At 69.3% G+C, this 17,378-nt stretch carries 12 protein-coding genes, 1 tRNA gene and 1 pseudogene; 9 read left to right on the forward strand and 5 right to left on the reverse strand.

The features are described 5' to 3' along the window. Nucleotides 1-239: 239 nt before the first annotated feature. Nucleotides 240-433, reverse strand: a pseudogene (locus tag WBG99_RS23815) (TerD family protein); the annotation flags it as partial. Between the two features lie 212 nt (nucleotides 434-645). Further along, nucleotides 646-1,788 (reverse strand): Fic family protein, encoded by a 1,143-nt coding sequence (locus tag WBG99_RS23820; RefSeq protein WP_338898258.1) that lies wholly within the window; start codon nucleotides 1,786-1,788, stop codon nucleotides 646-648. 612 nt (nucleotides 1,789-2,400) lie between these two features. Here WBG99_RS23820 and WBG99_RS23825 point away from each other — a divergent pair. Both WBG99_RS23825 and WBG99_RS23830 read left to right on the forward strand, forming a co-directional pair. Further along, entirely contained in the window at nucleotides 2,401-4,107 is a 1,707-nt protein-coding gene (locus WBG99_RS23825) for an IS1634 family transposase (RefSeq protein ID WP_338898259.1), read from the forward strand. Between the two features lie 482 nt (nucleotides 4,108-4,589). After that, nucleotides 4,590-5,981: an IS1380 family transposase gene (locus WBG99_RS23830; protein ID WP_338897284.1), complete on the forward strand. Its 1,392-nt coding sequence runs from the start codon at nucleotides 4,590-4,592 to the stop codon at nucleotides 5,979-5,981. Nucleotides 5,982-6,230: 249 nt separating this feature from the next. On the opposite strand, the gene WBG99_RS23835 is transcribed toward WBG99_RS23830, so the two are convergent. Both WBG99_RS23835 and WBG99_RS23840 read right to left on the reverse strand, forming a co-directional pair. Next, on the reverse strand, nucleotides 6,231-6,503 hold the full coding sequence (locus tag WBG99_RS23835; RefSeq protein WP_338898260.1) for a hypothetical protein: 273 nt from the start codon (nucleotides 6,501-6,503) through the stop codon (nucleotides 6,231-6,233). Nucleotides 6,504-6,904: 401 nt separating this feature from the next. Further along, nucleotides 6,905-6,977 (reverse strand) — tRNA-Arg (locus tag WBG99_RS23840). A gap of 271 nt (nucleotides 6,978-7,248) precedes the next feature. On the opposite strand from WBG99_RS23840, the gene WBG99_RS23845 reads away from it, so the two are divergent. From WBG99_RS23845 to WBG99_RS23875, 7 genes are all read left to right on the forward strand, one after another. After that, a complete protein-coding gene (locus WBG99_RS23845) occupies nucleotides 7,249-8,910 on the forward strand; it encodes a dynamin family protein (protein ID WP_338898261.1) in 1,662 nt (553 codons plus the stop codon). A gap of 8 nt (nucleotides 8,911-8,918) precedes the next feature. Then, nucleotides 8,919-11,048: a GTPase gene (locus WBG99_RS23850; RefSeq protein WP_338898262.1), complete on the forward strand. Its 2,130-nt coding sequence runs from the start codon at nucleotides 8,919-8,921 to the stop codon at nucleotides 11,046-11,048. Between the two features lie 274 nt (nucleotides 11,049-11,322). Further along, nucleotides 11,323-11,796, forward strand: a complete 474-nt coding sequence (locus WBG99_RS23855; protein WP_338898263.1) for a single-stranded DNA-binding protein — start codon at nucleotides 11,323-11,325, stop codon at nucleotides 11,794-11,796. 277 nt (nucleotides 11,797-12,073) lie between these two features. Beyond that, the gene (locus tag WBG99_RS23860; RefSeq protein WP_338898264.1) at nucleotides 12,074-13,495 is read left to right on the forward strand and encodes a TQXA domain-containing protein; all 1,422 of its coding nucleotides are present in this window, start codon (nucleotides 12,074-12,076) and stop codon (nucleotides 13,493-13,495) included. 238 nt (nucleotides 13,496-13,733) lie between these two features. Further along, nucleotides 13,734-15,398 carry an energy-dependent translational throttle protein EttA gene (gene ettA / locus WBG99_RS23865; RefSeq protein ID WP_338898265.1) on the forward strand — a complete coding sequence of 555 codons (1,665 nt, stop codon included), beginning with the start codon at nucleotides 13,734-13,736 and terminating at the stop codon, nucleotides 15,396-15,398. A 2-nt stretch (nucleotides 15,399-15,400) separates the two neighbouring features. Then, nucleotides 15,401-15,811: a thioesterase family protein gene (locus tag WBG99_RS23870; RefSeq protein WP_338898266.1), complete on the forward strand. Its 411-nt coding sequence runs from the start codon at nucleotides 15,401-15,403 to the stop codon at nucleotides 15,809-15,811. After that, complete coding sequence (locus WBG99_RS23875; RefSeq protein WP_338898267.1) at nucleotides 15,808-16,500, forward strand: hypothetical protein; 693 nt, start codon at nucleotides 15,808-15,810, stop codon at nucleotides 16,498-16,500. The genes WBG99_RS23870 and WBG99_RS23875 overlap by 4 nt, the downstream gene beginning before the upstream one ends. 360 nt (nucleotides 16,501-16,860) lie before the next feature. Here WBG99_RS23875 and WBG99_RS23880 read toward each other — a convergent pair whose 3' ends face one another. Then, nucleotides 16,861-17,274 carry a globin gene (locus tag WBG99_RS23880; protein ID WP_338900463.1) on the reverse strand — a complete coding sequence of 138 codons (414 nt, stop codon included), beginning with the start codon at nucleotides 17,272-17,274 and terminating at the stop codon, nucleotides 16,861-16,863. Between the last annotated feature and the right edge of the window lie 104 nt (nucleotides 17,275-17,378).

Below are 17,378 nucleotides of genomic sequence, written 5' to 3' on the forward strand. Positions count from 1 at the left end.
GCCCGCCCGCCCCTCAAAGGAGTGTTGCCGACGGCGGTAGTGGCAGTCGCGGGCCACGGCTTGGCGTCGTCGGCGCCAGTGCGACCAGTTCAGCGCGTGGGTGTGGGCATGGGGGTGTCGGGGAGCGTGAGCTGCCAGGAGCCGCTGCTTCCGCCACGGTGAGCTCGACAACCTCGGTTTCCTCACCGGTGCGGCCCCGTTTCCCGGGCCTGCTCGGTCGGTGCTCCGCGCACCGTCGTTCAGTCGGCGATGTCGACCCCGTATCCGCGTGCGAGGGCGTCGAGGCCGTGGTCGTAGCCCTGGCCGACGGCGTGTAGGCGCCAGACCGGACCCCTGCGGTAGATCTCCCGAGCAGCATGGTGCGTTCGGTGGTGGCGGCGTCCAGGGTGGCCCGGGCGAGAGGCGCCCCTCTGCTGCCGGGGGCCGCACCGATCATCGACAACCGACACACCTTCGGCGAGCGCGCGTCGGGCCTTCGCCGAATCAGACGCCGGCAGCGTGGCCATGCTCTATGCCACGTACGCGCGCTGCATCGTCGGCCAGACCAAGGAACTGGAGGCTCGTATCGAGTCAGCACAAGATCTTTGGGCGCTGGAAGCAGCGGCGGCGTAGTACGACTCAGTGGCAGCGCAGGAGCGCGCAAGGTCATTGGGCACGTCGGTAGGGATCCGCGTACGGCTCCATGGACTGGCGGACCTCCTCCCGGACTGGGTCCATGAGGGGGCCGGGGGCGTAGTAGCGGGCCCTGGCCTTGCCGTGGGGGACGAGCCAGCCGCGGGCCACGAGCTCACGAATGTCACGGATGGCTTGCTGGTCGCTGAGGTCCGCGTCCTGCTGATAAACGGTGCGGCGGACCTTCGCGTCCGAGAAGGCGGGCAGCAGGGCGTAGACGACGCGCTCGTCCAGGCCGGTCGCCTCGACGGCTTCGACGAGGTGGGTCCAGGCGCGGGACATGACATCGAAGCGCCGCTGGGCTTGCTGGGCCTGGCGGTGGTGGGCGGTCAGGCAGAACCGGATCCAGGGGCGAGTGTCCCGTTCCGGACTCCAGTGCGGGCCGCCTACGTCTTCCAGGACCTGGTAGTAGGCGTACGTGTTCTGCCGTCGTCCGAGCCACTCCTCGATGGACGAGAACTCGGGCGGCATCAGTGCCTCGCGGGAGAACACGAGGGTGGAGAGGGCTCGGGACATGCGGCCGTTCCCGTCCTTCCACGGGTGGATCTTGACGAGGTTGAGGTGGGCCATGGAGGCGCGGACGTGTACGGGGACGTCGAGGTCGCCTTCGTTGAGCCAGTCGATGAACTCTCGCATCAGCGCGGGGACGTCCCCGTGGTCAGGTGCGGTATAGGCGGGGACCAGGGGGTCGTCGGGGCTGGTGACGTAGACGGGGCCGTCGCGCCAGCGGCCGGGGCGCTTGTCGAGGTGGTGGCCTTGCAGCATGAAATGCAGGCCGTTGAGCAGCCCGGCGTCGTACCTGAAATCGTCACCGGCGTCGGCGAGGGCCTGGATGTAGGTCATACCGCGCTGGTAGCCCTCCAGCTCCGCGCGCGTTTTCTCGCCGGTCTCCAGGGGTTCCTCGCCGGACATGAGGGCTTCCACATCGTCGACCGTCGCGGCGTATCCCTCAATGGTGTTCGATCCGGCGATCGCGCGGGCGGTGAGGTTGCGGCGCAGTTGGCGGGTCCAGCGGGGGGTGGCGCGGAGCATGTGGCGCAGGGCGCGGCGCATGGCCTCGATCTCGTCGAGAGCCCGACGGTCGTCGGCGTCCAGGGAGGGAGTCGCATACAGCATGACACCATGACACTATTATTGCGTCATGGGGTCAAGTTCGAGAATGTGAGGTACTCGCTTGCGCCGTGTCTCAGGCCGTCTGGAGAGGTTTAGGTAGGGGTTGGATTCCCGCGCCTCAAGGCCTCCAGGTTGCGCGTGCGTGAGTCATAGCCACGAAGAGCAGTGACCGGGCTCTTTGCTCCTTGCGGCGGTAGTGCGCGGGGTCGCTGTCCCGTGGGACGGTTCACGGCATCGCGAGGCGCCAGGCCGTCGCTAAATCCAGCGATGATCATGCGCTGGTATTCGAGGCCCTTGAACCTGTACATGGCGCTGATGTGGGCACCGCTGTCACCACGCGGACCGTCGCAGCCGATTTCGAGGGCTCGGGTGCCGTACTGAGCCAAGGTGTAGGCGATCTCGCTGGCCACGCCCAGCCATTGTGATGACGTACCCACCAGGCATCCCCCTGACCCGGGTTCGACGTAATTCGCGCGTTCTAGAGCTCGCGCGAGGCTGAAGGCGCAGGTCATCGGGCTGCGATGGGCGCGGACGCCGCAGAGTGCCTAGAGACGCGACTTTCCTGATTCACCTGCGTTGGCCTGTGGCTTCGGCCTATCGTCTGGAGCCGTGTACGTGAAGACGACGAAGCGGGAGAACAAGTCCGGGACGGTCCGGTACCTGCACCTGGCCCACAACGAGTGGGATCCGGTGAAGGGGCGGGCGGTGCCGAAGGTGCTGTTCACCTTCGGCCGCGAGGACGACCTGGACCGCGACGCGGTCAAGCGCCTGGTCGCGTCTCTATCGAAGCTGCTGGAGCCGGGTGACGCCCTGGCCGCGACCACCGCACCGGGCCTGGAGTTCACCTCCTCGGTGCCGTTCGGCGGCACCTACGTGCTGGACCACCTGTGGCGCCGGCTTCGGATCGACCAGATCGTGGGCCGGGTCGGGCAGCCCAAGCGGGGTCGCCGCCGGGACATGACCGCGACCGAGCGAGTGCTGTTCGCCCTGGTCGCCAACCGCGCGCTGGCCCCGTCCTCGAAGCTCGCGGCGGCGGACTGGATCACGAACGACGTGCACATCGACGGCCTGGCCGAGACCGGTGAACAGACCTGTTACCGGGCGATGGACTGGCTGCACGAGGTGAAAGACGACCTGGAGAAGCAGGTGTTCGACGAGGTCGCGAACCTGCTGAACCTGGAGGTGGACCTGCTGTTCTTCGACACCACCAGCACCTACTTCGAGCTGGAAGAGGCCGACGAACCGGTCGCCCGCGACGACACCGGCCGCAAGCTGGAGGGCGGCCGGGCAGACAGCGACGCGAAGCAGGTCGGGTTCCGCACCTACGGCAAGTCGAAGGACTCCCGCGACGACCTGCCGCAGATCGTGATCGGCATGGCGGTCACCAGGGACGGGATCCCGGTCCGTTGCTGGTGTTGGCCGGGCAACGCCTCCGACCAGGCCCTGATCCGGCAGGTCAAGGACGAGATGCGGGACTGGACCCTCTCTAAGATCGTGTGGGTGGCCGACCGGGGCTTCTCCTGCGCCGAGAACCGCCGCTACCTGCGCAAGGGCGACCACGCCTACATCATCGGCGAGAAGCTCCGCTCCGGGAGTCCCGAGGTGCAGGCCGCCCTGTCCCGGCAGGGCCGCTACCAGGACGTCGGCGAGAACATGCGCGTCAAGGAGGTGCGGATATCCGACACCGACCGGTTCGTCACCTGCCACAACCCCGAAGCCGCGGAGCGCGACCGGCACATGCGCGGACAACTCGTCGCCCAGCTGACCGACTTGATCGCCGACACCGACAAACTCAGCGACTTCAAGCGGGGCGAACTGCGCGGGAGGATCGCCGACAAGCCGGGCCTGAACCGCTACCTTCGCACCACCCCGGCCGGCAAGCTCCGCATCGACCAGGCGAAGATCAAGGCGGAGGAGAACCTCGACGGAAAGTACCTCCTGCGCTGCTCGGACCCCCACCTGAGCGCCGAGGACATCGCCCTGGGCTACAAGCAACTCCTCGAAGTCGAGCGCGGTTGGCGCGACATGAAGCAGATCATCGACCTGCGGCCCGTCTACCACCGACTCGAAGAACGCATCCGAGCCCACGTCATCCTGTGCTGGCTCGCCCTCCTACTGATCCGGATCACCGAGACCACCACCGGCGACATCTGGCCGCACATCCGACGCGAGCTCGACCGCCTCCATCTGGGCACCTTCACCGGCCCCACCGGAACGTTCCAGCAGGTCACCGCCCTGACGAAGCCCCAGCGAGACCTGCTCGCGAAGCTGGAGATCCCCGTCCCCAAGCAGGTCATCGCGCTTCAGCCCACACCCCGCTGACCAGCTGAAACGCGGCCGCCTAGAGAAACGCCCTCCAGGCGGACACACGCACGTCCACCCAGGTCAAACCCCGGATTCGCGACTCCAGGCTGCCGAATTACGTCGAACCCGGGCCTGACGGATCAGCATGGCCATCCTCGGCACGCCACTGCCGACCCCTGGGTCCAGAGGAGCAGGAAGTATGGACGACGGCAGGGCCCGAGTCGGCCAAACTTTGCGCCTATCCGCGCCTGGCAGGGGTTCCGCCTGGCGTACTCGTCCGTTGGTGCAATGCTGACCTCGGCACAGCTCCAGGGTCTCGAAGATGAAGAGCTGCTTGCGCTGGCCGCCTAGCTAGCGCGAATGTCTTGACCGACCGTCCCCTCAGCCCGGATCCACCGGCTGACGTCTGTGGACCTCCGGGAACAAGGAAGAGCCTTGTGACCTGCGATGATGGGAGTTCTTGAGGCTTCCAGCACGCACGATGACAAGGCTCTTCCGAGATGCAATCTTCCCATGCCGCCGTCCATGTCTGCGCACTCTTCGACGAGCCGAATCTGATCGCGGATGCGGGACTGCTTCCGCTGGTCGCGCTCGCCGAGCGGGTCGGCCTGCCCGGTCTGGCCGCCCAGGTCCGCATCGAGGCTGCCGACAACAGCGGCGGTGCGTATCCGGCGGCCAAGGTGATGTCGCTGCTGGGCGCGATGTGCTCCGGGGCCGACTCCATCGATGATGCCGACCGGCTGCGGCACGGCGCGATGGACCGGGTCTTCGCCGGGATACGCGCCCCGTCCACGCTGGGCACCTTCCTGCGCTCCTTCACCCACGGCCACAACCGGCAACTCCACCGGGTGCACCGGGAGTTCCTGGCCCGCCTCGCGACCCACACCCCGCTGCTTCCCGGCGCCGGGCAGCTGATGTTCATCGATATCGACCCCACCCACCGCCGGGTCTACGGCCGGGCCAAGCAAGGCGCCGAGCACGGGCGCCTGAAGGGGCAGCGCACCCTGCACCCGATCGTGGCCACCCTGTCCACCCCGCTCGCCCGGCCGGTGATCGGTGCGGTCCGCCTGCGCCGCGGCAAGGCGGCCGATGTCCGCGGCGCGAAAAGCTTCGTCGCCCAGGCCCTGGCCATCGCGAAGGACGCGGGCGGAACCGGAATCCGGATGGTGCGGGCGGACAGCAAGTTCTACACCGCCGATGTGGCCGCCGCCTGCCACAGGGCCGGTGCCCACTTCTCCCTGACCACGGGCATGAACCCCTCCGTCGCCGCCGCGATCGGCCGCATCGCCGAGGACGCCTGGGTCCCGATCCGCTACCCCGAGGCGTTCGTGGATCCCGACACCGGCGAGATGGTCTCCGACGCCGAGGTCACCGAGACCGAGTACACCGCGTTCACCGGACGCAAGAAGGCCGAGCAGGTCACCGCCCGTCTGATCGTGCGCCGGGTGCGACGCCTGAACCCGCAAGCAGCCACCGGGCAGGGCGAGCTGTTCGACTCCTGGCGCTACCACCCCGTCTTCACCAATAGCCCCTTCGGCATGCTTCAGGCCGAACTGCACCACCGGCAACACGCCGTCGTGGAACAGGCGATCGCGGACGGGAAGTCCTCCGCGCTCGCCCACCTGCCCTCGGGAAACTTCCAGGCGAACGCCGCCTGGCTGACCCTGTGGGCCATGTCGCACAACCTGCTGCGGGCCGCCGGCGCCCTGGCCTCGGCCTTCCACGCCAAGGCCACCACCTCCACCCTGCGCGCCCACCTGATCCACGTCCCCGCCCGACTCGCCCGCACCGCGAGGACCAAGCTGACCGCCCACCTGCCCGCCAACTGGCCCTGGCAGGGCGCCTACCAGGACTTGTTCGAAGCCGTCCACCACTCGCCATCGACACCCTGACGGCCTCCATCGACACCGCACACTGACGGCCGCACCGGCCACCGGCGACACCACCACCGCCCCAGCCCCGACTCGAAAGACACCTCGGACAGGCCGCGACCCGAGCGCGGCGGGCGCTGCACGCCCTCGAACCCGTGCCCCACACCACCATCAGCCCTCGGCGAGAAATCGGACCTCGGAAACATCAGCCGGTGGATCCGGGCTCAGTGCTGGGCATATGGGGCGGTTCTCCTGTCGTGCCCTCTCAGGCTAACCCCGCAGAGCGGGACGTCTCACCCAAGGCTGACAGAGAGGGGCGAGGCCCGGGGCGGAGAGTACTCGCCGGCACAGGTCCTCGCAGGTGGCGCTGACATGCTTCTCCTCCGGCGTCTCCCACTCCAGCGCTTCCTTGCCGTCGCGTGGCAGCTGAACCAGCACCTGTTGGAGCAGGGCTGCCTGAGCCGCCGTGCCGCCTTGGATATAGCCGAGTGAGTTGCTCCGGTCGAGCCACGGCTTGGCGGGTACGGGCTGGCGGCTGTCCATCTGCTTCCCTTCGTGGCGGTACTCGTAGCTCTTCCTGAGAGTAGATGGAGGTACCGACAACGCCGACGGGTTCCACCGTCAGGACTGCGCAGGGATCGGCTGCGGGGTGGCGGGTCAGGCCACGCCGTGGATGCTGCTCAAAGTATGAACAGAGCAGGTGTCTTTTGCCGCCTGCTCTATGTCCCCCCCAATGGGACGCCAGAATGGGCTCTGACCAGGCATTTCTCGCCCGCAGACGGTGACTGGCCGTGGAACGACTCCCGAACTGGGGGACGCATATGGGACGGGGAGTCCGATTCAGGGGTGTGAATCGGGGCGAAACGGCCTCCGGGGCACCGGAAAAACCCTCCGCGACTGATCTCGCGAAGGGCTAAAGAGCGGCTCTGACCTGCAAAAATGTGCGCCCCCGGCAGGACTCGAACCTGCGGCCAAGCGCTTAGAAGGCGCCTGCTCTATCCACTGAGCTACGGGGGCCGGTTGTGGTGGCATCTGCCGTGGTGCCCGGGTGTGGGCTGATCCGTGACGTTGCCGGGGACAAGGATAGGGCTCCCGGGTCCTTGTCCCTGTTGCTTCGCCTCCGTGGCTCAATGTGGAGGTTCAGTGAAGCGGTCCCGATAATCGCAGGCAGGTACGAATCGTGCACCACTTTTGGCGTCCCGGGCATCGGGTGTTGTGCACTCGTTATGCCTGCGCCCCTCTCATCCCCTCCGCCCCGAGTGTCCTGTCGGCGCGCAGGCGTACTTATATGCTTCAGAAAGTCCACAAAGTTGGGCATTCTTCGCATGTGGTGACCTTGGACGTACGGCCTCAGCTGCTCGACGCGCTCTCCGCCCTGCGCGACCGTGTCGCCGCCGCGCGCTTCCCGCTGCCCCTGGCAGGAGCCCCGCGCGCGCGTGCCAACCGCGACGAACTGCTCGCGCAACTCGACGATTACTTGGTGCCCCGGTTGCGGCAACCCGAAGCGCCGTTGCTCGCGGTGGTCGGGGGATCGACCGGAGCCGGTAAGTCCACTCTCGTCAACTCCCTGGTGGGGCGGAAGGTCAGCGAGGCCGGCGTACTGCGGCCGACGACCCGCACGCCCGTTCTGGTCTGCCATCCTGAAGACCATCACTGGTTCAGTGGCATGCGCGTCCTGCCCAACCTCACTCGCGCGTGGCTGCCTCCACAGGAGCCAGACCAGGACCCGTGCGACGCGCCGTTTCCGCCGGGCGGGGACGGCGGCGACCGCGTACTGCGCATCGAGACCGCCGAGAGCCTTCCGCCCGGTCTCGCCCTCCTCGACGCGCCCGACATCGACTCCCTGGTCGCCGACAACCGCGTGCTCGCCGCCGAACTCGTCTGCGCCGCCGACATCTGGGTGATGGTGACCACGGCGGCCCGCTACGCCGACGCCGTGCCATGGCATCTGCTGCGGACCGCCAAGGAGAACCGGGCCACCCTGGTCACGGTGCTCGACCGGGTCCCCCACCAGGTGGTGTCCGAGGTCTCCCGGCAGTACGGGGCGCTGCTGACCAAGGCCGGGCTCGGCGACGTGCCCCGGTTCACCGTGCCCGAACTGCCCGAGTCCGCCTGGGGCGGCGGGCTGTTGCCGACCACCGCCGTCGCACCCCTGCGCACCTGGCTCATCCAGCAGGTGACCGATCCGGCGGCCCGGCATCAGGCCATGGCCCGCACCGCCCACGGCGTTCTCGACTCGTTGAAGTCCCGGATGCCCGAACTGGCCAGCGCGGCGGCCCAGCAGTACTCCGCCGCACTCCGGCTCACCGCGGCCGTCGACGCGGCGTACGACAGCGAGCACGCGCGCGTGAAGAGGCGTCTGCAGTCAGGGGCCGTGCTCGCGGGCGACGCGCTCAAGCGGTGGCGCAGCTATCCGCTCGACTGCACTGCCGGTGAACTGCTCGACGCCCTCGTCGAAAGCCTCGGCACCCTGCTGCTGTGCGCCGTCACCGCCGCCGACGAGCGGATCGGTGAGGCCTGGCGCCGCGAACCGGCCTCCGTGGCCTCCGGACTGGCGGAACGCAACGTGACACGGGAGAGCGTCGAACACCGGATCGGGATGACCGTACGGCGCTGGCGGCGCGTCCTTGAGGAGTACGCCGAGGAGGAGATGCTCGTCCTCGACCGGAGCGTCGCGCCGGACGCCGAGGTCGTGGCCGCCCTCGTCGCCACCGCCCTGCTGGGCGGTCACCGGGCCCGGTCCGCTGGGGAGGGGCTCGCCGAACGAATCGGGGCACACGGCGCGCTGCGGCTGCGCGACCGCGGTGGACGGCTCCTCACCGAATACCTCGACCGCGCACTCGACACCGAGCGCGACCGCCGCCTCGCACCGCTCGACGCCCTCGACGTCCACCCCGAGCCACAGGCCGAACTCATCGCCGCCCTGTCGGTACTGCAGAAGGAGAGGTGACCGCCGCTGTGACTGCCGTCACTGACCACGCGGATCAGACCGGAGACGGCGCCCCCGAGAAGGGCGACGAGGAAAGCGACAAGAACATCGACAAGAACATCGACAAGAACATCGACAAGGCAGTCGAAAGCGCAGCCGAGAGGGAGGTCGAGAGGACAGTCGACAAGAACGGTGACGACGGTGAGAAGGGCCTTCTTGCAGAGGGCACCTCCGACGACGTGCACTCTGGGGGCCGGGAGAAGGAGGCCCCGGGGAGCGCTGAGGATCAGTGTCCCGAGGCTGCCGCGAAGCGTGACGAGGCCGAGAGCCGCCTCGAAAGCCGTCCGGGGTGCGAGGAGCGCCGGACACGCGTAAACGGTGTCCACGCGCGCGTGCCCGACGGCGACAGGGCCTCCGAGGTGGGCCCGTCCGGCGACCGTTCCGGTCGTACGGAAGCCGATGATCCCTGGGACGACGGGCTCATCGCCCGGCGCGTCACCGCGACGACCGCCGCCGAGCGGGTCCCGCTGGTGGAGACCAGGGTTCCGGTCGTGCAGCCGGTCACCCCGCTCGCGTACGACGGGCCCCTGCGGTCGCGGCTCGACGCGTTGCGGGAGCTGGTGGGTCTGTCCCGTACGCGACTGGACAGCAGGACGCTGGCCGAGGCGGGGCGCGTCCTGGACGAGGCGGCGGCGCGGCGCAGACTCTCGGGGCACCACACGGTCGTCGCCATCGCGGGCGCCACCGGCAGCGGCAAGTCGACGCTGTTCAACGCGCTCGCGGGTGTGGCGATCTCGGAGGCCGGCGTACGCCGGCCCACCACGGCCGCGCCCGTCGCGTGCAGCTGGAGCGACGGCGCGGCGAGCCTCATCGACCGGCTGGGCATTCCGGGGCGGCTGCGGCGGCGGCCGTTGCAGAGCCCGGAGGCGGAGGCGCAGTTGCGCGGCCTCGTGCTGGTGGACCTGCCCGACCACGACTCGGCGGCGGTGCAGCACCGGGAGCAGGTCGACCGGATCCTGGCGCTCGTGGACGCGGTCATCTGGGTCGTCGACCCCGAGAAGTACGCCGACGCCGTCCTCCACGAGCGCTATCTGCGGCCCATGGCGGGCCACGCGGAGGTCATGCTCGTCGTCCTCAACCAGGTGGACCGGCTGCCCGGGGAGGCCGCCCACCAGGTGCTCGACGATCTGCGGCGGCTGCTCGACGAGGACGGGATCGCGCTGGGGGAGTACGGCGAACCGGGCGCCAGCGTGCTGGCGCTGTCCGCACTCACCGGGGACGGGGTGGGGGATCTGCGGGAGGTGCTGGGGCAGTTCGTGGCAGAGCGGGGCGCGCCGGCGCGCCGGGTCCGCGCCGATCTGGACGTCGCCGCCGCCCGGTTGTGGCCGGTGTACGCCAATCAGCGGCGCGCGGGGCTCAGCGAGCGGGCGCGGGACGAGTTCGCCGCGCGCCTGGCGGACGCCGTCGGCGCCACCGCGGCCGGCGAGGCCGCCGAGCGTGCCTGGCTGCGCAACGCCAACCGCGCGTGCGGTACGCCCTGGCTACGGCTGTGGCGGTGGTACCAGGGCTGGAGCGAGTCCCCGACCGGGCGGCTCGACCTGGCGGCGCCCGTGGACGAGGAGGCCACCGCGCGGCAGCGCGTCGAACACGCCGTACGCACCCTGTCCGAGCGCGCCGCGACGGGGCTGCCCGCGCCCTGGGCCCAGGCGGTGCGCGAGGCGGCCGTACGGGGGGCACAGGGGTTGCCCGAGGCGCTGGACGAACTGGCGGCGCGCGCCGGTGCGCCCACGGGACGGCCACCACGGCCCGGCTGGTGGCCCGCCGCGGTGCTCGCGCAGGCGTCCATGACCATCCTGCAGGTGCTCGGCGGGCTGTGGCTGCTGGGGCAGATCATCGGCTTCATGGCACCGAACCTCGGGGTGCCGGTGCTGCTGATGGTGATCGGCATCGTCGGCGGCCCGGCCGTCGAGTGGAGCTGCCGACTGGCGGCACGCGGTCCCGCGAGACGGTACGGCTACGAGGCGGAGCGTCGGCTGCGGGAGGCAGCCGCCGGGTGCGGCCGGGCGAGGGTGCTGGATCCGGTGGTGGCCGAGTTGCTGCGGTACCGGGAGGTGCGGGAGCAGTACGGGCGGGTGTTGGGGGCGGCGCCGGTGGGGTGAGGGCGGCTCCCGCAGGAACAGTTCACCCCGTCGGGTGACGGAGTTTTCCACAACCGGCGGGTAGCACACAGGGCTCAGCGGGCTCGGCCCGACGGCGGCAGTCTGAACACGCGGCGATCACAGCGCACCGGCCCCCACCGCACCACCTCGCACGGTGGGGCGTGGAGGGGCTGGTGCGATCACCGCGACAGACGCAGCAGCCGTACGGGACGGGCCTGTACGCGTGTCCGGTCGGCACCGGTGTCGGTGCCGGCGTGAAGGAGGGGTTCGCGAGATGAACGAGACGATGGTGTGCGTGGTGGGGAACGTGGCGACGCAGCCGGTCTGCCGGGAGTTGTCATCGGGTTCGTCGGTCCGGTTCCGGCTGGCGGTGACCTCGCGGTACTGGGACCGGGAGAAGAGCGAGTGGACCGACGGCCACACCAACTTCTTCACGGTGTGGGCGAGGCGCACCCTCGCCGCGAATGTGGCGTCGTCCGTGTCGCTGGGCGATCCGGTCGTGGTGCAGGGGCGGTTGAAGGTCCGCACCGAACAGCGGGACGGGCAGAGCTGGGCCTCGGCGGACGTCGACGCGGTGGCGATCGGCCATGACCTGGCGCGGGGCACCTCGGCGTTCCGTCGGCCGCCCAGGGGAGAGACGGCGGTGGCCGCCCAGGCGCAGCCGGAGCCCAGCTGGGAGACACCGCCACCCGGTGGCCCGCTCGACATGGCTGCCGAACTGCGGCCGGAGCCCGCCGGTGTGACGTGACATCACCCGCTTCACAAGGGTCGTTCGGCCGAACTGCCGCTTATCAGCGAAGGTGTTGTGAAGAGTCGGCGTGCGCACCTCATGGATTTGTCGATAAGTGCTGTTCGCGAGCTGTGTGAGCGATAACGATTCCGATTCGGATCGGTTGTCCGACGATACGACTGGGAAGTGTGGTGCGCCGTATCCCTAGGATGCCGGGCATAGCTCACGGGGCTTCTGATTCTGCTGGTGGGACCACACCCCCCACGTCAAGGGGTCCTGCTCGAAGGGAAATTCTGTGGTTTCTTCGTTCTCGGCGTCGATCGCCACGTGGTCCGCGCGCAGGCGAGGGGCAGCCCGCGTTGCCGCCGTGTCACTCGCCTCCGGACTCGCCGTCGCGGGTGCGTTCGTCACCGCGGGCCCGGCCGCCGCCGACGAGACGGCGCCGAGCTCGGGCGGAGCGACCGCGACCATGGACGGCCTCAAGACGTACGGGGCGGCCGTGCTCCGCACCGACGGCCAGGAACAGCAGCTCACCGCAGGTCTGTTCGAGATGTTCGTCGACGGCGGCGGCACCCTGCAGACCTACTGCGTGGATGTCCAGAACCCGACGCAGAAGGACGCCAAGTACCAGGAGACCCCCTGGAGCGGCACCTCGCTGGGCGCCAACGAGGAGGCCGGCAGGATCCGCTGGATCCTGCAGAACTCCTACCCGCAGGTGAACGACCTCGCGGCGCTGGCCGCCAAGGCCGGTGCCAAGGGCCTCACCGAGCAGGACGCGGCGGCGGGTACGCAGGTGGCGATCTGGCGATACTCGGACGGGGCCGATGTGACGGCCCTGGACCCGGAGGCCGAGATGCTCGCGGACTACCTGGAGAAGAGCGCGCGGAGCCTGGCGGAGCCGGCCGCCTCGCTGACCCTCGACCCGTCGGCGGTCTCCGGCCGGGCGGGCGAGCGGCTCGGACCGGTCACGGTGCACACCAACGCGGACGGCGTGACGCTGACGCCGCCCTCGGAGGCGACGGCGGCCGGTGTGAAGGTCGTCGACGCGGACGGCGAGGCCGTCATCTCCGCCGGTGACGGCAGCGAGCTGTACTTCGAGGTGCCTGAGGACACCGCGGACGGATCGGCCGAGCTGACCGTGCAGGCCTCGACCACCGTGCCGGTCGGCCGGGCCTTCGCCTCCGACACCCGCAGCCAGACCCAGATCCTCGCGGGCTCCAGCGCCTCCACGGTCTCCGCGACCGCGACCGCGAACTGGGCCGAGAAGGGTGCGATACCCGCACTGTCCGCCGAGAAGAACTGCGCCGAGGGCGGCCTGGACGTCACGGCGGCCAACCAGGGCGACGAGCCCTTCACCTTCGAGCTGATGGGGATCAGCTACACCATCGACGCGGGCGAGACCCGCACGGTGACGATCCCGCTGCAGGAGGACCAGGCGTACGACTTCACGATCAAGGGGCCGAACGGCTTCGCGAAGCGCTTCCGCGGCGTGCTCGACTGCCGGACGGAGACCGAGGCCGGTGCGAGCGGCGACTCGGTCCAGACGCTGAGCGAGCCGAGCCCTGCGACGGTGGGTGGCAACGCCGTCGCCGACTCCGGCGCGGACCTCGCCGAGACCGGCAGCTCCGGCGCCACCCCGGTGATCGGGGGCATCGCCATCGGCCTGGTCGTGATCGGTGGCACGGCGATGATCATCCTCCGCAAGCGGAACCCGTGAAGAGGGAACCGCCGATATCCGCGTTGTGGGCTGTGAGAGAAAGAGCTCCTTGGTAACTCAACAGTGAGTGACCGTGCGGTGACACGCGCGTGCGAGCGGCCCCGGTACGCCTTCAAGGCGCCGGGGTCGTGTCGCTCGTCCGAGGGGGTTCGCCAGCCGGTTTCCGTCGAGGGCTGGCCGTGCGGCAAGATGGGTGGTACTGCCCACTGCCAGATTTCAAGTTGCCGGACGGTTTCTCTTGGCTGAGTACATCTACACGATGCGCAAGACACGCAAGGCGCACGGCGACAAGGTGATCCTTGACGACGTCACGCTGAGCTTCCTGCCCGGCGCGAAGATCGGTGTGGTCGGCCCGAACGGTGCCGGCAAGTCCACCGTTCTCAAGATCATGGCGGGCCTCGAGCAACCGTCCAACGGCGACGCGTTCCTGTCGCCCGGCTACACCGTCGGCATGCTCCTGCAGGAGCCGCCGCTGGACGAGTCGAAGACCGTCCTGCAGAACGTGCAGGACGGCGCCGCCGAGATCATGGGCAAGCTCAGGCGCTTCAACGAGGTCGCGGAGCTCATGGCGACCGACTACTCGGACGCGCTCCTCGACGAGATGGGCAAGCTCCAGGAGGACCTGGACCACGCGAACGCGTGGGACCTGGACACCCAGCTGGAGCAGGCCATGGACGCCCTGGGCTGCCCGCCCGGCGACTGGCCCGTCACCAACCTGTCCGGTGGTGAGCGCCGCCGCGTCGCGCTGTGCAAGCTGCTGCTCGAAGCCCCCGACCTGCTGCTGCTCGACGAGCCCACCAACCACCTGGACGCCGAGTCCGTGCAGTGGCTGGAGCAGCACCTCGCGAAGTACCCCGGCACCGTCGTCGCCGTCACCCACGACCGGTACTTCCTCGACAACGTCGCGGGCTGGATCCTGGAGCTCGACCGCGGACGCGCGATCGGCTACGAGGGCAACTACTCCACGTACCTGGAGACCAAACAGACCCGTCTCAAGGTCGAGGGTCAGAAGGACGCCAAGCGCGCCAAGCGGCTCAAGGAAGAGCTGGAGTGGGTCCGCTCCAACGCCAAGGGCCGCCAGGCCAAGTCCAAGTCGCGTCTGGCCCGCTACGAGGAGATGGCGGCCGAGGCCGACAAGATGCGGAAGCTGGACTTCGAGGAGATCCAGATCCCGCCGGGCCCGCGCCTGGGCAACGTGGTCGTCGAGGTCAACAACCTCAGCAAGGCATTCGGCGAGAAGGTCCTGATCGACGACCTCTCCTTCACGCTGCCGCGCAACGGCATCGTGGGCATCATCGGCCCGAACGGCGCCGGCAAGACGACCCTCTTCAAGATGATCCAGGGTCTGGAGGATCCCGACTCCGGTTCGATCAAGGTCGGCGACACCGTCAAGATCTCCTACGTCGACCAGAGCCGCGAGAACATCGACCCCAAGAAGACGCTGTGGGCCGTCGTCTCCGACGAACTGGACTACATCAACGTCGGCCAGGTCGAGATGCCCTCCCGCGCCTACGTGTCCGCGTTCGGCTTCAAGGGCCCGGACCAGCAGAAGCCGGCCGGGGTCCTCTCCGGCGGTGAGCGCAACCGCCTCAACCTGGCGCTCACTCTCAAGCTGGGCGGCAACCTGCTGCTCCTCGACGAGCCGACCAACGACCTCGACGTCGAGACCCTGTCGTCGCTGGAGAACGCGCTCCTGGAGTTCCCCGGTTGCGCCGTGGTCGTCTCCCACGACCGCTGGTTCCTGGACCGGGTGGCCACGCACATCCTCGCGTACGAGGGTGAGTCCAAGTGGTTCTGGTTCGAGGGCAACTTCGAGTCGTACGAGAAGAACAAGATCGAGCGGCTCGGTGCGGACGCGGCCCGTCCGCACCGCGCCACCTACAAGAAGCTGACTCGGGGCTGATCTTGCGGCACATCTACCGCTGCCCACTGCGCTGGGCGGACATGGACGCGTACGGCCACGTCAACAACGTGGTCTTCCTCCGCTACCTGGAGGAAGCCCGTATCGACTTCCTGTTCCGCCCGGAGAAGGACTTCAAGCAGGGCTCCGTGGTGGCACGCCATGAGATCGACTACAAGCGCCAGCTGGTGCACCGGCACAAGCCGGTGGACATCGAGCTGTGGGTCACGGAGATAAGAGCGGCGTCGTTCACGATCACCTACGAGGTCAAGGACCCGGACCAGGTCTATGTCCGGGCCTCGACGGTGATAGTGCCGTTCGACTTCGCGACGCAGCGGCCCCGCCGGATCACCTCCGAGGAACGTGAGTTCCTGGAGGAGTACAGGGATGAAGAGGAGGAGGCCGTCGCCGCATGACGGTGCTCCACCTCGCCGACGAGGGGGAGGCGGCGGATCTCGCGGCCTTCCTCTCACGGTTGCTCCACTACGACCGTGGGGCCGCGGTCCGCCTCCAGGCGGTCGGCACCGCTCTGGCCGTCTTCGGCCGGCCACCGTCCTTCGAGGTCCTGGCGATCCGCGCGGTGCGCCTCGCCAAGCCGTACGAGGACGGCTTCCACGTCATGCTCGACGTGACCGTGTCGGCCGGTGAACTCCTGGAGTACATCGACGAGTCGGCGGCCACGGCCGTCGTTCCGGGGGCGGTGACCGGGCCGCCGTGGGCCGGGGTGCTTCCCCCGCGCGGCGGCTGGCGGTCTGAGGCTGGGCTGCCTGAGCCGGACGCGTTGCGGGCCATGGTCTCCGCCGCGGTGAGGGAATTCCGGTCCCGGACCGAGGAACTGCCGGCCGAGCGGCGTACACGGGCCGAACTCGACCGGATCGGGCGGGAGATCTGGTCCCGGGCGGTCGGGACCACCCGTCTGCCGGTCCGGGCGGTGCACGCGGCCCAGTCACTCGGCTTCCTCCGTCCCGCGCGGACGGCCGACCCGGTCGGCGAGGCGTCGCTGGGACTGTACTCGTCGGGAGCCTGGCTGCGGTTGCGCACACCGTACGGGGCGATCGCCGTACGGATGGCGGGACTCGGGGCGCTGGACCTCAGCGTCCGCTGAGGCCGCCCGTTTCGCTGGAGCAGTGGCGGGACGGCGGCCGTGAAGGCGCAGCCGACGCGGCCCATGACCGTGGTGAGGACCGTCCAGCCGCACTGACCGTTCGCCGCGTCCAGGCCGGCGAGCCTGACGAACATCCAGTGGCTCGCGTCGTTGCTGTGCGAGCTCGGTCCCCGGGGGAGAGCGCATGTCCGGCGGGCAGGTGCCGTCGATGATCGTGCTGAGCAGACGCTCGGCGAGGCCTTCGCAAGAGCGACATCGTCGGGCCTCAAACCGTCAACGCTTCTGCGGGACTGCGGCGCGGTGCTCGGCCTGCGGTGGGTCGGTCGCGGGCGCAGTCGTCCTGGCCCGTGGTGGATCCGGTCAGCCCGGGGCATTCACCATCGATGCTGCCGCGTACGTGAGGTAGTTCCACAGGGTGTGCTCGTGTTCCTCGGAGAGGCCGAGCTCGTCGACGGCGTCGCGCATGTGCTTCAGCCAGGCGTCGTGGGCCGCGCGGTCGACGGTGAACGGAGCGTGGCGCATACGGAGTCGGGGGTGGCCTCGGTTCTCGCTGTAGGTGGTGGGGCCGCCCCAGTACTGGATCAGGAACAGCGTGAGCCGGTCCTCGGCCGGGCCCAGGTCCTCCTCGGGGTACATGGGCCGCAGGACCGGGTCCTCGGCGACACCCTCGTAGAAACGGCGCACGAGGCGCCGGAAGGTCTCCTCGCCGCCGACCTGCTCGTAGAAGGTCTGCTCCTGAAGTGTGCCTCGCCGAATCTCTTTCACGTCCCCCATGGTCTCAGACACGGAGACGGAGGACTCAAGGCTTAGGACCACCCACGACCGGGCCGGTGACCGCGCCGGTGTGCCGTGGTGCTCGCCTCCGGCCGCCTCTCGCC

The organism is Streptomyces sp. TG1A-60, assembly GCF_037201975.1.
GTDB lineage: Bacteria > Actinomycetota > Actinomycetes > Streptomycetales > Streptomycetaceae > Streptomyces.

Excerpts from the sequence above, each read along its gene's own strand:
- WBG99_RS23845 (WP_338898261.1), top strand. The coding sequence starts at position 7,249 with ATGCTTCAGAAAGTCCACAAAGTTGGGCATTCTTCGCATGTGGTGACC.
- WBG99_RS23835 (WP_338898260.1), bottom strand. The coding sequence starts at position 6,503 with ATGGACAGCCGCCAGCCCGTACCCGCCAAGCCGTGGCTCGACCGGAGC.
- WBG99_RS23875 (WP_338898267.1), top strand. The coding sequence starts at position 15,808 with ATGACGGTGCTCCACCTCGCCGACGAGGGGGAGGCGGCGGATCTCGCG.
- WBG99_RS23880 (WP_338900463.1), bottom strand. The coding sequence starts at position 17,274 with ATGGGGGACGTGAAAGAGATTCGGCGAGGCACACTTCAGGAGCAGACC.
- WBG99_RS23855 (WP_338898263.1), top strand. The coding sequence starts at position 11,323 with ATGAACGAGACGATGGTGTGCGTGGTGGGGAACGTGGCGACGCAGCCG.
- WBG99_RS23830 (WP_338897284.1), top strand. The coding sequence starts at position 4,590 with ATGCAATCTTCCCATGCCGCCGTCCATGTCTGCGCACTCTTCGACGAG.
- WBG99_RS23820 (WP_338898258.1), bottom strand. The coding sequence starts at position 1,788 with ATGCTGTATGCGACTCCCTCCCTGGACGCCGACGACCGTCGGGCTCTC.